Here is a 15,120-nt window from a genome sequence, read left to right as displayed (position 1 = left end):
ATGTCCCTCCATTATAAAGTCGCTGCTGCAGAGTGCTAAGGATCAATATGCCTATCCCACGCCAGCGGTCTTTTTGTTTCTAAATGTTTCAGTGCGCCCTATAAGCATCCGTTTTTTGTGCTGCTTTTCTAATTACAAAACAATTTAACATTTGGTTAACTGGCTTTCTTATGGCTAACTATGCTTATTTTTGCTTTACTGGCGAAAGTTTGTCATTTTAATGTCACTAAAACCTGCTCCAGCAGGTAAGCAAAGACACAACATCGAAAAATGGAGTAAACAGTGAGCCAACACATAAGCGACTCAGCCGATGCTGGCCAGCCGCGCGGCATGGATCGGTTTTTGAACATGATAGAGCGGGCGGGGAACCGCATTCCGGATCCCGCGTTATTGTTTTTTTGGGGGCTGATCACCGTCTGGGTATTGTCAGCTATTCTCTCTCAGATCTCTTTTGATTCAGTCCACCCTTTGACCGGTGACGCTGTCCAAGTCAAAAACCTGCTCACCGGCGATGCGCTAGCCCACTTTTTAGCCAATATGGTTGACACCTTTACTGGATTTGCGCCGCTGGGAATTGTTTTGGTGGCGATGCTTGGTGTAGGTGTGGCTGATCAGTCAGGCTTTATTACCACCGGGCTCAAGAAAATGCTGAGTGTAACGCCGAAGCAAGCGCTTACACCCATGCTGATTTTGGTGGCGATTGTCTCCCACACCGCCGCAGATGCTGGCTACGTGCTGGTGATCCCACTCGGCGGGATTATCTTCCACGCGGCGGGTCGTCATCCTCTGGCCGGTATCGCTGCCGCCTTTGCTGGGGTATCCGGCGGCTTCTCCGCGAACTTTATTCCGTCTGGCATTGATCCTTTGCTGGCAGGCTTTACCGAGTCGGCCGCACACGTGTTGGATGACAGCTACCAAGTTAATCCCCTCGCTAACATCTACTTTACGGGCTTGTCGTCGGTTTTAATCGTGGCGCTGGGCTGGTTTGTGACTGAGAAAATTGTCGAGCCACGCTTAAATCGCACACCAATTGATGAGGATGCCGAAGAGGCACCGGATCTGGGCTCTTTTACGGCGATTGAAGGTAAAGCCTTTAACCGTGCTGGGCTGGCGATGCTACTAGGGATCGCTGCGCTGGTGGCGGCCTCGTGGCCGGAAACGTCCCCGCTTCGCTCACCGGCGGGTGAGCTGACTGCGTTTGATGCACCGATTATGCAATCAATCGTGCCGCTCATTTTTGTGCTGTTTATTATTCCAGGCATTGTTTATGGCAAAACCGCGGGTACCTTTAAAACCAGCCAGGACGTGATCAAATCCATGTCTGACACCATGGCGACCATGGGCGCTTATATGGTGATGGCGTTTTTCTGCGCGCAATTCTTAGCCGCATTTACGCAATCAAACATTGGTACTTTGTTGGCGCTCAACGGCGCGGAGCTATTGCAGTCAATGAACCTGCCAGGTGAGATGACGATTGTGGGAATGATTTTGCTGACGGCAATGGTGAACTTATTGATTGGTTCCGCGTCGGCGAAATGGGGGCTGATCGGGCCGATTTTGGTGCCAATGCTGATGGTTGTCGGTATTTCCCCTGAATTATCACAAGCGGCCTATCGTGTGGGTGATTCCGTGTCGAACATTATTTCGCCATTAATGGTGTTCTTCCCACTGGTGGTGGTGTATTGCCAGCGCTACGTGAAAACCACGGGTATTGGTACCGTGGCGTCAATGATGATTCCGTACTCGCTTACCATGCTGGTAGGTTGGACTTTGTTCTTGTTGGCGTACTGGGCGTTCGGATTGCCTTTGGGCATTCAAGCCAGTTACCAGTACTTGGTGCAGTAACACGTGGCAACACGTTGAGCGAAATAAGCCGGCCTTCGAGCCGGCTTATTTGTATCGTATACTGAGGGCGTATTAGGTTGTGAGTCACAGAGGTTGGAATGAAAGATCCACATGCGTCGGATAGCGAGCACGACGCCTATATGCGCCACGCGATCCAGCTAGCAGACAAGGCGGAGCAAGAGGGTGAAGTGCCTGTCGGCGCCGTGGTGGTGTATCAAGGTGAGGTGGTGGGCACGGGGTGGAACCGAACCATTACCCAGCATGATGCCACCGCCCATGCCGAAGTAATGGCCTTACGCCAAGCCGGCCAAGTGCTGGGGAATTATCGTTTATTAGACGCGGATCTTTATGTGACACTCGAACCGTGCCCGATGTGTGCGGCGGCGATCGTGCATGGCCGTGTCAGAAAAGTCTACTTTGGCGCGCCGGATCCCAAAACGGGGGCTGCCGGTTCGGTAATGAACTTGCTGAGCTATGAGGGTGTGAATCACCATGTGCACAGTGAGGGCGGGGTGTTAGAAACCGAATGCCGTGCGCAACTGCAAGCCTTTTTCCGCCGTCGTCGCGCCGAAAAAAAGGCCGCTAAAAAAGCAGCCTGTCAATCTCAATCCTGTTTACCTGGCTCAGGCAAGGTGTCCTAGAACGCGTCATCAAAGGCGGCAAATTCACGAATCGCGAAGGCACGTTGTCGCCAAAGCACCTTTTTATGCATATTTTGGCGCATACGCTTACGCCGGTTAGCGGATGAAATATTGTTTTTGCGAAAGCTCTGTTTCACCAGCCGTTTTCTTGGAACCATGCTGCCCTCATTGCGGTTGCGTGTCTGATTGCGGTGTCGAGTTATCCTCTGACTGTGATGACGCCGAATCTGGCGCTTGCTCGGTTGTTTGCTCGGGGGCATTTTCCGACGGCTCATCAGGGGCGACGATCGTTTGTAGGCCACCGAGATGTTCAACTTGTTGGCTATCGAGAGATTCTATATGCGCTTTCTCATAGCCTAGAATACTTTGGTAATAGCGGCGAATATTCTCGACGTAGCTAAGCGCCTCGTAGCCACGTGCGTAACCATAGCGTGTTTGGGTGTAATACTGACGCTTGGCCAATAGAGGCAGGCGCTGTTTTACATCGCTCCAAGAGTTAGGGTCGGCCCCTTGTGCGTCAGTGAGTCGGCGTGCGTCCATCATATGGCCAAACCCAATGTTATAAGAGGCGAGGGCAAACCAAATGCGCTCATGTGGATTGACACTGGCAGGTACACGGTCAAGTACGCGTTGCAAGTAAAGCGAGCCGCCTTTAATACTTTGTTCCGGATCAAGACGATTGCGCACACCTACGGATTTAGCGGTCGGCAGGGTGAGCATCATCATACCGCGCACCCCGGTGGGCGAGATCGCCCGTGGGTTCCAATGTGACTCTTGATACGATAGGGCCGCCAGCAAGCGCCAATCAAAATCGTTGGCGTGCTTTTTGAAAAGCGGCTCCCACTTGGGTAACTTGCTCTCTAGTGCCCGCAAAAAGGCGCGGGTATCGACGTAATCAAATTGATCAACGTGACCAAAATACTTCTCTTCTAAAATAGCCAATTCGCCAGTTTGGTTGATCTCACCAAAAAAATTGACCATCAAGGCATAGGCGCTGCTGTCACCTTGTTTTTTCATAAACCAGGCGACAGGCTCGTCTTCACTGAGGGCCATGGCGACGGCTATATCTGGGTGGGTGCGTTGCATCAAGGCAATATCGACGGAATCGGCAATGGTAAAGTCAATCTCACCGTCTGCGACTTGTTTAAGCAGCTCATCATCGTCGGCGTCTTGCACCACTTTCCAGCTGAGATCGGGGTGGTCTTGTTTTAGCGCTTGCAGGGTGAGGTCGTGGCTAGAATCTTCCACTACCGCCATGGTGGCATCGTCACGGTTAAAGTCATCGACATCGCGTGGGCGCCAATGTCCCTTTTTGTACACCACTTGTTGGCTGACAAAGTAATAGGCGGGGCCAGGGCGAAACTGGGCTAAACGTTGGTCGGTAATGGTAAGGCCAGCGGCAATCAGATCCACATCACCGCGCTTGAGAGCAGGGAAGAGCCCGGACAAGGTGTAGGTCGGCACCATTTCCAGTTTTACCCCGAGCTTATCAGCAAAACGTGATGCAAGCTCGTAATCCAGCCCGGTGGGGCCATCAGGACCAATATAGTATGAGAGTTCGTTATTGAGTGTCCCGACTCTTAAAACGCCGCGGTCACGGATTTTTTCTAGAACGGTACGATCGTCGAAGGTCCAATCACAGCCTGTGACGGCGAGGCTAAGCACAAGTACCGTTAGGCTAATCATCCATGATCGCAAAGAAAAGTCACGCTGTGTCAAAGGCTGTCGCTCACTGTTGCATGCCAGCATCAAACCGCTAGCGATGATCGATAGACGCGCCATTCTACGTGAATAGACGTCAGACCGATAGAGGGAAAATTTTTTGCGCAAACGGTTGCGTCAGGTGTGTTGTCGTTGACGGTTTTCCCCTATAATGGCGGTCGCTTGGGCAAAATGCCAGCATTAAAACGCGGGTTGAGCGGCGCATCACTCGGGGTTCTCAGTGAATTCGCTTTGTGCGTAATGCGTGAACGGTATCCGCGCTTGCCGTGAAATATAACCGTGACAACTGCCATTGCGGCAAGGTCAGTGGTGATACCCAAGTTATGGTGCCAGGGTGCGATAACTTGGGTATACCCCTTTCATTTACCGCTAACGAGAGACGTACGCACATGGATATTTTGCGTGGTTCCCCCGCACTGTCTGAGTTTCGTGTCAACAAATTACTGGCGAGCTGCCAAGCACACCAGTTACCTGTCACGGCACTGTATGCTGAGTTTATTCATTTTGCCAATTTGAATCGGCCTTTGGATAGCGCCAGTCGCGAAAAGCTCGAAAAGCTACTGACTTACGGACCAACCTTACCACCGCATGCCCCGGAAGGGACGCTGTTTCTTGTGACCCCACGTCCAGGCACCTTGTCGCCGTGGTCCTCCAAGGCGACTGATATTGCCCATAACTGTGGCTTGGATGCGGTGAAACGCTTGGAGCGCGGGACGGCGTACTATATTCAGTTATCTGCGCCTTTGACCAATGAGCAGCACGCGACCTTAATCGGATTGTTGCACGATCGGATGATGGAGACGGTGTTCAGCGAGCTTGAGGCCGCCGCGGTGCTGTTCGAGCAAGCGGAACCTGCGCCGATGCATAGCGTAGACATTCTCTCGGGTGGCCGCGTCGCCTTAGTCGAGGCCAACCAAGCCTTAGGGTTGGCACTGGCAGAAGACGAAATTGACTATCTGGTCGAGAACTTCACCCAGCTGGGGCGTAATCCTAACGACATCGAACTGATGATGTTTGCGCAAGCCAACTCTGAGCATTGCCGACATAAAATCTTTAACGCCGACTGGACTATTGATGGTGAAAAGCAGCCCAAATCGCTGTTTAAGATGATCAAAAACACCTACGAGCAAACCCCAGATAACGTGCTGTCGGCGTATAAAGACAACGCGGCCGTGATGACGGGCTCAAACGTTGGGCGCTTTTTCCCTAGCCCAGAGAGCCACAGCTATCAGTATCATCATGAACCTGCCCATATTTTGATGAAGGTGGAAACCCACAACCATCCCACCGCAATTTCACCCTGGCCAGGCGCGGCGACCGGCTCTGGCGGTGAGATTCGTGACGAGGGGGCAACCGGTGTCGGCGGTAAACCCAAAGCAGGATTGGTCGGTTTTTCCGTCTCTAACCTCAAAATTCCGGGCTTTATTCAGCCGTGGGAGCGAGACTATGGCAAGCCTGAGCGCATTGCCTCTGCGCTCGATATTATGCTGGAAGGCCCTTTGGGCGGCGCGGCGTTTAACAACGAATTTGGCCGGCCTAACTTGCTGGGCTATTTCCGCACCTATGAGCAATTGGTGACCTCGCATGCCGGTGAGGAAGTACGTGGCTATCACAAGCCGATCATGCTCGCAGGCGGAATGGGGAACATCCGTGACGGCCATGTGCAAAAGGACGAGATTGATGTGGGCGCCAAACTGATTGTGTTAGGTGGCCCGGCGATGAACATCGGCCTTGGTGGCGGGGCAGCATCGTCGATGGCATCCGGCCAGTCGGCGGAAGACTTAGACTTTGCCTCGGTACAGCGTGAGAACCCAGAAATGGAGCGCCGCTGCCAAGAGGTGATCGATCGTTGCTGGCAGCTTGGTGAGGACAATCCGATTGCCTTTATCCATGATGTGGGCGCGGGTGGCCTGTCCAATGCCATGCCAGAGCTGGTCGATGATGGCGGCCGCGGTGGACGCTTTAACTTGCGTGATATTCCGAATGATGAGCCGGGAATGAGCCCGCTCGCCATTTGGTGTAACGAGTCACAAGAGCGCTATGTCTTGGCGGTCAAACCCGAAAACCTGGCGCGTTTTGAAGCCTTGTGCGAGCGTGAACGCGCCCCATATGCAGTGATTGGTGAGGCCACCGATGCGCGTCACCTGTCGCTTGAAGACAGCCACTTCGGTAATAGCCCTATCGATATGCCGATGGATATTCTGTTGGGTAAAGCGCCCAAAATGCACCGTGATGTCACGCGTCAGCAAGTGACCAGTGCTGCGCTTAACCCCCAAGATATCGAGCTGGCACAAGCCTGTGAGCGTGTTTTACGCTTGCCGGCGGTGGCGGAGAAAACCTTCTTGATCACCATCGGTGACCGTTCGGTGACTGGACTGGTTGCCCGTGACCAAATGGTCGGTCCGTGGCAGGTACCGGTCGCTAACTGTGCGGTGACGGCGGCCAGCTATGACAGTTATCACGGCGAAGCGATGGCGATGGGTGAGCGAACGCCTGCAGCCTTGCTCGACTTTGCTGCCTCTGCCCGTATGGCGGTGGGAGAAGCACTCACCAATATCGCCTGTGCCGATATTGGTAGCCTGACCAACATTAAACTGTCTGCCAACTGGATGTCTGCGGCGGGGCACCCGGGCGAGGATGCTGGTTTGTACGAAGCGGTCAAAGCCGTGGGCGAGGAGCTGTGTCCTGAGCTGTCACTGACCATTCCGGTGGGTAAAGACTCGATGTCGATGAAAACCCAGTGGCAGCAAGACGATGAAAATAAAACTGTCACCGCGCCGATGTCGCTGATCATCACCGCCTTTGGGCGTGTGGAAGATGTGCGTCGTACCGTGACCCCACAATTGCGTACTGATAAAGGTGATAGCCAGCTGATTGCGATTGATCTCGGTGAAGGCGCGCAGCGTCTGGGCGCAACCGCGTTGGCTCAGGTGTATCATCAATTGGGCGATAAGCCTGCCGATGTCACCAGCAGCGCCCGCCTAAAAGGCTTTTTCAATGCGATGCAAACCTTGGTGGCAGAGCAAAAGCTACTGGCATATCACGACCGAGCCGATGGCGGACTGTTCGTCACCTTGGCAGAAATGGCGTTTGCCGGCCACACCGGTATTGACGTCGACATCGCCCGTTTAGGCGACGATGCTTTGTCGGTGCTGTTTAACGAAGAGCTGGGTGCGGTGATCCAAGTGGCAGCGCCAGATCTGGAGCGCGTTAAGGCGGTGTTGGATGAACATCAATTGACCGCATGCAGCCACCTGATTGGCGGCTTAAGCGATAGCGATGAGGTTATCTTGCGTCATGGTGAGGCACCTATCTATCAAGCCAGTCGCCAGCACCTACGTCAGATTTGGGCCGAAACCACCTATCAGATGCAAGCGCGTCGCGATAACCCAGATTGTGCACGCCAAGAGTTTGACGCCAAACAGGCGACCGATCCTGGGTTGCACGCCAGCCTGAGCTTTGATGTGCACCAAGATATTGCTGCACCATATATCGCTACCGGTCAACAACCGACCATGGCTATTTTGCGTGAGCAAGGCGTGAATTCGCATGTGGAAATGGCCGCCGCCTTCGATCGCGCTGGATTTAACGCTGTGGACGTTCATATGAGTGACATTCTCTCAGGACGCATTAGTTTGGACGGTTTCCAAGGGCTGGTGGCCTGTGGCGGTTTCTCTTACGGTGACGTGTTGGGCGCTGGTGAAGGTTGGGCGAAATCCATTCTGTTTAACAGCCGAGCGCACGATCAATTTAGTGCTTTCTTTAGTCGTGAAGACACCTTGGCACTTGGCGTGTGTAATGGCTGTCAGATGCTGTCGAACCTGCATGAACTGATCCCTGGCGCCGCACACTGGCCACGGTTTGTTCGCAACGAGTCCGAGCGCTTTGAGGCCCGCTTTAGCATGGTAGAAGTGCAATCAAGCCCCTCCGCCTTCTTTGCCGGGATGGCAGGGTCACGGATGCCTATTGCGGTATCACATGGTGAGGGCCGCGTGGAGGTGCGCGATGCTGAGCATTTGGCGGCGATTGAAGCGTCCGGCACGGTAGCGCTGCGTTACACCGATAATCACGGCCAGCCAACACAAGCGTATCCGGCCAACCCGAATGGCTCACCAAATGGCATCACTGCGCTGACCACAGAGTCGGGCCGCGTCACCATTATGATGCCGCACCCTGAGCGGGTATTCCGTACCGTCGCCAACTCTTGGCACCCCGATGATTGGGGCGAAGACAGTGCGTGGATGCGTATGTTCCGCAACGCGCGCGTGACCCTAGGTTAACCGCGAAATAGGATATTAGCCGCCATCGATTGGCGGCTTTTTTGTATTATGCGTGAATCGATGGATGATTTTTTATCATGCTGCGATACAATTTCAGCTAAACACTTGATCCATCAGGACCGGCTGCGGCCAACGAGAGGGATAACACAATGAAAAAAATTGAAGCCATCATCAAGCCATTTAAACTCGATGACGTGCGCGAAGCGCTTGCTGATGTGGGCATCACGGGGATGACTGTCTCAGAAGTAAAGGGATTTGGTCGTCAAAAGGGCCACACTGAGCTGTATCGTGGCGCCGAATATATGGTCGACTTTTTGCCTAAGGTGAAGCTTGAAGTGATCGTCAGTAACGATGTAGCCGAGCAGTGTGTCGATACCATTATTGATACCGCACAAACCGGTAAAATCGGTGATGGCAAAATCTTTGTCTTTGATGTTGAGCGTGTGGTGCGCATCCGTACCGGTGAGGAAGACGAAGAAGCGATTTAATCACGCGTCTGAGTGCAGTTAAGTCACTACGAAAAAGCCAAGCATCATGCTTGGCTTTGTTGTTTTGCGCCATCTTGTTGTATGGCTTGGCGTTGATAGGCCGCTCAAGCGCCTGGATTAGCAGGATGCGCTTGATAGCGCCCAGGCTTGTGGTTCATCGCCAAGACTAAGTTGAGTACGATCGCGCCAACCACCGACCACATCAGCAGGTTTAAATCGATGAGGAAGAAAGATAACGCGAGAATGGTGCAGTCGATGCCCATTTGTAGCTTTCCTGCCGAGATCCCAAACTTGTCCTGACAATAGAGTACCAGCACGTTAAAGCCGCCCAAGCTGGCATTGTGGCGGAAAATCATCAGCATGCCGACGCCCATTAGCAAACCACCAATGACGGCACAGTACGCAGGGGCCAGCCAGGTAATTTCAAAGAAGTAGGCAATATGGTCAGCCATCACCGATACCGCGCCCCCCGCGAGTAAGCTACGCACAGCAAAGCGTGGGCTCATACGAAACCACGCCATTAAATAAAACGGGCAATTACACAGAAAATACAAAGTACCGAACGATAGGTCGGTAAACTGGCTGACCAACAAGGCAAGACCTGTGGTGCCCCCGGTTAAGAGTCCGGCTTGTTGCAAAAAAAACACCCCTTGGGCGACGAGAAACGCGCCCGAGGCGATAGCAATAATGTCTTCTTTAAAGCTGTGTTGGTACTGACTCACACGGCTTCTCCCTACTTAATTAGCGTGATAAAAACAAAAACGTGATAACAACAAAAAGGCCGCCAAAACCCAGCGGGCCGGCGGTAAAAAAGGTTAATGGGATTTTCGGGCGCGGATTTTATCGCCAATTAGGTCGAAGAGAAAGCCGATGAGGTAAATCACTTGAATGTAGAATGTCAGCATTGTGATACTCAGCTGTAAAATCTTTACACCGACCATGTGCGTTGACGCCCGACCATTATCATCGTCATGCGCAATAAAAAAGTGTGACACAGACTACCTGACAGGGTGGATTTTTTGTAGAATAGCAAACGCAGTCATGGCGGCGACGAAAACGTTTGCGTGGGGCGGCTGGAATGAGCAATTTTCCTTGGCTTAATCGCTTTGATTTGTCATGTTAAGGCGACTAAGCCAAGGGGTGATCGAAGTCATCACACCAGCACACGTTTTTGCTAGGGGAGTTGAAAGCGCCCTAGCGTTCGCTTTTGGGGTTATTGCCCGCCAATGTTAAGTCAGGAGAGACAAATGCTAAAGCGTGACATGAATATCGCGGATTACGATCCCGCCCTGTTCGCCGCCATTGAAGAAGAAACGGCACGTCAGGAAGAACACATTGAGCTGATCGCATCAGAAAACTATACCAGCCCACGCGTGATGGAAGCGCAAGGCTCTCAACTGACCAACAAGTATGCGGAAGGCTATCCAGGTAAGCGTTATTACGGTGGCTGTGAGTACGTAGACAAAGCGGAAGCGCTCGCGATTGAGCGCGCGTGTGAGCTGTTTGGTTGTGAGTATGCCAACGTGCAGCCTCATTCAGGCTCACAAGCGAATAGCGCGGTTTATATGGCGCTGCTAAATCCAGGCGATACGGTTCTAGGTATGAGCCTGGCGCATGGTGGTCATTTAACCCATGGTTCGCCGGTCAACTTCTCTGGTAAGCATTATCATGTAATCCCTTACGGCATTGATGAAGCGGGCAAGATCGATTACGAGCAAATGGAACAGCTGGCGCTGGAGCACAAACCCAAAATGCTGATCGGTGGCTTCTCTGCTTACTCACAAGTGGTGGATTGGAAGCGCATGCGTGAAATCGCCGATAAAGTCGGTGCATGGCTGTTGGTGGATATGGCGCACGTCGCAGGTCTGATTGCGGCGGGCGTATATCCTGATCCCTTGCCACACGCGCACGTGGTCACCACCACCACCCACAAAACCCTGGCGGGGCCTCGCGGTGGTTTGATCTTGTCGAATGCCGGTGAAGACCTCTATAAAAAGCTCAACTCTGCGGTGTTCCCAGGTGGCCAAGGTGGCCCACTGATGCACGTGATTGCGGGTAAAGCCGTGGCGTTTAAAGAAGCAATGGAGCCTGAGTTTAAGGCCTACCAAGCGCGCGTGATTGATAATGCCCGCGCGATGGTCAAAGGCTTCCAAGCCCGCGGTTATAAAATCGTATCGGATTCCACTGACAACCACCTGTTGTTGGTTGATTTAATTGATAAAGACATCACTGGGAAAGAAGCCGATGCCGCGTTAGGTGCCGCTAACATCACGGTCAACAAAAACAGTGTGCCGAACGACCCACGCAGTCCGTTTGTCACCTCTGGCATTCGTGTGGGCACGCCTGCGATTACACGTCGTGGCTTTACCGAGCAGGATGCCGAGCAGCTTGCGCACTGGATGTGTGATGTCTTGGATAACATCGGTAATGAGCAAGTGATTGCCGAGACCAAAGAAAAAGTGCAAGCGATTTGCCGTCGCCTGCCTGTGTATGCCTAATTATTGGCACGAAAATGAATAGCTTATAAGGCGCCTTAGGGCGTCTTTTTTGTTTTTACAGGCATCACCGACCTTACAGGGTTTGTTTAGCACACAAAACCACCATAAAGTCCTCTTCAATAGGCTTTTTCATCGCTACAAATCGGTTACACTAGCAAGACGATATTGAGGAGGCGACACTCATGCACTGTCCATTTTGTGGTGCTACCGACACCAAAGTGATCGATTCTCGTCTTGTGGCTGATGGTCACCAAGTTCGCCGTCGCCGCCAATGTTTGGCGTGCGCAGAGCGTTATACCACGTTCGAAACGGCAGAGTTAGTGATGCCACGGGTGATTAAGACCAACGGCAACCGAGAACCGTTTGACGAAGAGAAACTGCGTGGCGGCATTCAACGCGCATTAGAAAAGCGCCCAGTGAGCGCCGATGACATTGAAAAAGCGATCAACAGTATAAAGTCACGTTTGCGCGCTACCGGAGAGCGCGAAATTGGCTCTGCCATGGTGGGGAACTTGGTGATGGAAGCGCTCAAGGAGCTAGATAAAGTGGCTTATATTCGCTTTGCCTCTGTGTACCATAGTTTTGAAGACATTCGTGAATTTGGCGAAGAAATCGCACGGTTGCAAAAATGAGTCAAAGCGAACGCGATAAAACCATGATGATGCGCGCGTTAGCGCTCGCAGCCCAAGGTCGCTATACCACCACGCCTAATCCCAATGTTGGTTGTGTGATTGCACAGGGCGACGAAGTGGTCGGTGAAGGGTTTCATATCGCCCCCGGCGGCCCGCACGCTGAAGTGCATGCATTAAAGGCTGCGGGAGCACGCGCACAAGGCGCGACAGCTTACGTCACCTTAGAGCCTTGCTCTCACTATGGTCGTACGCCGCCGTGTTGTGATGCGTTGATTGCTGCCAACGTCAGCCGCGTGGTGTGCGCGATGCAAGACCCAAACCCTAAAGTGGCCGGACGTGGTATCGCACGGTTACAAGAAGCAGGCATTGAGGTAGTTGTGGGCGTGATGCTTGAACAGGCAAAAGCGCTGAACCTTGGTTTTATCAAACGTATGCAAACTAAAATGCCGTATGTGCAGCTTAAACTGGCGGGAAGCCTTGATGGGCGCACGGCATTGGCGAATGGGCAAAGTAAATGGATTACCGGTGAGCCCGCGCGTGCCGATGTGCAAGCATTTCGCGCGCAAGCCAGCGCCATTTTATCAACCAGTGCCACGGTGCTTGCCGATAACCCTAGCTTGAATATTCGCAATGGTCAGCTTCCCGCTGACATTCTCGATACCTACCCGCAGCCATCCTTGCGTCAGCCCACACGGGTAATTTTGGATAAAGACAATAAAACCTCTCCTGATGCGGCTGTTTATCAACTAGAGGGCGATGTGATCCGTGTTGTTGATACGCCGAGTATCCAGGTGTGGCCGGATAACGTTCATGAGTGGGTGATGCCAGGTGCGTCATTGTCTGCCATTCTGCGCGCCCTGGCCGAACATGATATTGACAAAATATGGGTAGAAGCGGGCGCGAGGCTGGCGGCTCAGTTGCTCACTGAATCGTTAGTTGATGAGCTGATCGTTTACCAAGCGCCAATGTTGTTAGGGGGCGATAGTCGCCCCTTGGTTGCGTTAGACGGGATGCAACGGATGGACGATGCACCGCGTTTCCAGTTTAATCAGGTGAAGGTGATCGGTGACGATGTTCGCTTAACCGCCATGCTCTCTGAGCATGCTGTGACCACGCAAGAGTATTAAAGACGATGTTTACTGGCATTATTGAAGCGATGGGGCGCGTGCAAACCCTAAGCCGTCGAGGACAAGACGTTATCTTGACCATCGACAGCGGCGAGCTTGATCTCGCCGACGTTAAATTGGGTGACAGCATCGCCACCAACGGAGTATGTTTAACCGTGGTTGCATTGACCGCAACCGGCTATAGCGCCGATGTCTCCTCGGAAACCTTGGCGCGTTCGTCGCTGGGCGCTTTATCGGTAGGAGATAACGTCAACCTTGAAAAGGCCATGCTGCCGACCACCCGCTTTGGCGGCCATATGGTCTCCGGCCATGTTGATGGTCTGGGTGAAGTCACATCAGTCAGTCAAACGGGTCGTGCCTGGGAGTACTGGATTGCATTGCCGTCTGATCTCGCCAAGTATGTGGCATTGAAAGGCTCTATCACGGTGGACGGTATCAGTTTGACAGTGAACGAAGTGAATGGCAGCCATATCAAACTCACAATCGTGCCGCACACCGCCGAGCAAACCACCATTCAGCACTTTGCGCCCGGGCGCAAGGTAAACATCGAAGTCGATGTGATCGCCCGTTACCTCGAGCGATTGATGCTCGGTGATAAGGCGGCTGAGCCGACACAATCAACGGGTATCAGCCTGGAAACATTGGCCCGTTCCGGTTTTTTGAAATAAGGATCCCAAGATGGCAATTAGTAGCGCTCAAGAAATCATTGACGATATCCGCCAAGGTAAAATGGTGGTATTGATGGATGACGAAGATCGCGAGAACGAAGGCGATTTGATCATCGCGGCAGAGGCAGTGACACCAGAAGCGATCAACTTTATGGCCACCCACGGCCGAGGATTGATTTGCTTGACGCTGACTCAGCAGCGCTGCCAGCAGCTTGGACTGCCCTTGATGGTGTCCGACAATAACGCGCAATTTTCTACCGCTTTTACCGTGTCGATTGAAGCGGCCGAAGGGGTGACCACAGGGATATCGGCGGCTGACCGCGCGCGCACCGTACAAGCCGCAGTTACCCCCGACGCTAAAGCGGCTGACTTGGTGCAGCCGGGCCATGTCTTCCCCTTGATGGCGCAAGAGGGAGGGGTACTCACCCGCGCTGGCCACACCGAAGCAGGGTGCGATTTGGCCCGTTTAGGTGGCTACAGCCCAGCTTCTGTGATTGTTGAGATCTTAAATGAAGACGGCACCATGGCACGTCGCCCTGACTTGGAGGTGTTCTGTGACAAACACGGCATCAAGCTGGGCACCATTGCCGATTTGATTGAATACCGTAATCTCAACGAGACCACCATCGAGCGGGTGGCGTCTTGTAAACTGCCAACGGAGTTTGGCGAATTTGATTTGGTGACCTATCGTGACACCATCGATGATCAAATCCACTACGCGATGTGTAAAGGCGAAGTAACTGCCGATCCAACCCTGGTTCGTGTTCATCTGCAAGATACCTTTACCGATGTACTCCAGTCTGACCGCACCGCTGAGCGCAGTTGGAGTCTGAACCGTGCGATGCAGAGGATTAGCGATGAAGGCGGGGTGTTGGTGATTCTAGGTAAAGAAGAAACCAGCGAAGCTATTGTCAACAAGGTAAAAGCGTTTGAAGCGCAAGATAAAGGTGAGAAACCGGCCGGTGCCAAGTGGCAGGGGACCTCTCGCCGAGTGGGGATTGGATCGCAAATATTGGCGGATCTTGGTGTCAAGCAAATGCGCCTGCTGTCTTCATCAACCAAGCGTTATCATGCCTTGTCTGGCTTTGGCCTGAACGTGGTGGAATACGTCACCGAATAACGTATAACAACGACGCGCGATAGGCACCATTATCCACTGGTACGGAACATGGTGCCATTGGATAAAAATGTGGTAGAATCGCGCGGTTTCTCATTCCGG

12 protein-coding genes are annotated in these 15,120 nt (G+C 52.9%); 9 read left to right on the top strand and 3 right to left on the bottom strand.

Features of this window, described 5'->3' with window-relative positions:
* Nucleotides 1–330 precede the first annotated feature (330 nt).
* Both BGL48_RS13980 and tadA read left to right on the top strand, forming a co-directional pair.
* The gene (locus tag BGL48_RS13980; RefSeq protein ID WP_069363284.1) at nt 331–1,845 is read left to right on the top strand and encodes an AbgT family transporter; all 1,515 of its coding nucleotides are present in this window, start codon (nt 331–333) and stop codon (nt 1,843–1,845) included.
* Nucleotides 1,846–1,943: 98 nt separating this feature from the next.
* Nucleotides 1,944–2,486, top strand: a complete 543-nt coding sequence (gene tadA / locus BGL48_RS13975; RefSeq protein ID WP_069363234.1) for a tRNA adenosine(34) deaminase TadA — start codon at nt 1,944–1,946, stop codon at nt 2,484–2,486.
* On the opposite strand, the gene BGL48_RS16310 is transcribed toward tadA, so the two are convergent.
* Together BGL48_RS16310 and mltF are read right to left on the bottom strand one after the other, a co-directional pair.
* Nucleotides 2,483–2,644 carry a hypothetical protein gene (locus BGL48_RS16310; RefSeq protein WP_167369481.1) on the bottom strand — a complete coding sequence of 54 codons (162 nt, stop codon included), beginning with the start codon at nt 2,642–2,644 and terminating at the stop codon, nt 2,483–2,485. The two genes, tadA and BGL48_RS16310, sit on opposite strands and share 4 nt — an antisense overlap.
* 7 nt (nt 2,645–2,651) lie before the next feature.
* Nucleotides 2,652–4,172, bottom strand: a complete 1,521-nt coding sequence (mltF, locus tag BGL48_RS13970) for a membrane-bound lytic murein transglycosylase MltF (protein WP_069363283.1) — start codon at nt 4,170–4,172, stop codon at nt 2,652–2,654.
* 425 nt (nt 4,173–4,597) lie between these two features.
* Between mltF and purL the strand changes: the two genes are divergently transcribed.
* Nucleotides 4,598–8,488, top strand: a complete 3,891-nt coding sequence (purL, locus tag BGL48_RS13965) for a phosphoribosylformylglycinamidine synthase (protein WP_069363233.1) — start codon at nt 4,598–4,600, stop codon at nt 8,486–8,488.
* Between the two features lie 149 nt (nt 8,489–8,637).
* Complete coding sequence (gene glnB / locus BGL48_RS13960; RefSeq protein WP_046074987.1) at nt 8,638–8,976, top strand: nitrogen regulatory protein P-II; 339 nt, start codon at nt 8,638–8,640, stop codon at nt 8,974–8,976.
* 104 nt (nt 8,977–9,080) lie between these two features.
* Here glnB and BGL48_RS13955 read toward each other — a convergent pair whose 3' ends face one another.
* Nucleotides 9,081–9,698: a YitT family protein gene (locus BGL48_RS13955; RefSeq protein ID WP_069363232.1), complete on the bottom strand. Its 618-nt coding sequence runs from the start codon at nt 9,696–9,698 to the stop codon at nt 9,081–9,083.
* 525 nt (nt 9,699–10,223) lie between these two features.
* Between BGL48_RS13955 and glyA the strand changes: the two genes are divergently transcribed.
* The 5 genes from glyA (at nt 10,224) to ribBA (ending at nt 15,021) form a co-directional block, all read left to right on the top strand.
* Complete coding sequence (glyA, locus tag BGL48_RS13945) at nt 10,224–11,474, top strand: serine hydroxymethyltransferase (RefSeq protein WP_069363230.1); 1,251 nt, start codon at nt 10,224–10,226, stop codon at nt 11,472–11,474.
* Nucleotides 11,475–11,656: 182 nt separating this feature from the next.
* Complete coding sequence (gene nrdR, locus BGL48_RS13940; RefSeq protein ID WP_046074984.1) at nt 11,657–12,106, top strand: transcriptional regulator NrdR; 450 nt, start codon at nt 11,657–11,659, stop codon at nt 12,104–12,106.
* Nucleotides 12,103–13,233: a bifunctional diaminohydroxyphosphoribosylaminopyrimidine deaminase/5-amino-6-(5-phosphoribosylamino)uracil reductase RibD gene (gene ribD, locus BGL48_RS13935; RefSeq protein WP_069363229.1), complete on the top strand. Its 1,131-nt coding sequence runs from the start codon at nt 12,103–12,105 to the stop codon at nt 13,231–13,233. The genes nrdR and ribD overlap by 4 nt, the downstream gene beginning before the upstream one ends.
* Before the next feature lie 5 nt (nt 13,234–13,238).
* On the top strand, nt 13,239–13,901 hold the full coding sequence (locus BGL48_RS13930) for a riboflavin synthase (RefSeq protein ID WP_069363228.1): 663 nt from the start codon (nt 13,239–13,241) through the stop codon (nt 13,899–13,901).
* Between the two features lie 10 nt (nt 13,902–13,911).
* Nucleotides 13,912–15,021, top strand: a complete 1,110-nt coding sequence (gene ribBA / locus BGL48_RS13925; protein WP_069363227.1) for a bifunctional 3,4-dihydroxy-2-butanone-4-phosphate synthase/GTP cyclohydrolase II — start codon at nt 13,912–13,914, stop codon at nt 15,019–15,021.
* The last annotated feature ends 99 nt before the right edge of the window (nt 15,022–15,120 follow it).

This window comes from Salinivibrio sp. SS3 (genome assembly GCF_001722105.1).
GTDB classification, from domain to species: Bacteria; Pseudomonadota; Gammaproteobacteria; order Enterobacterales; family Vibrionaceae; genus Salinivibrio; species Salinivibrio kushneri.
Note: the sequence above shows the minus strand (reverse complement) of the source record. Positions and strands in the feature narration are given on the sequence as shown.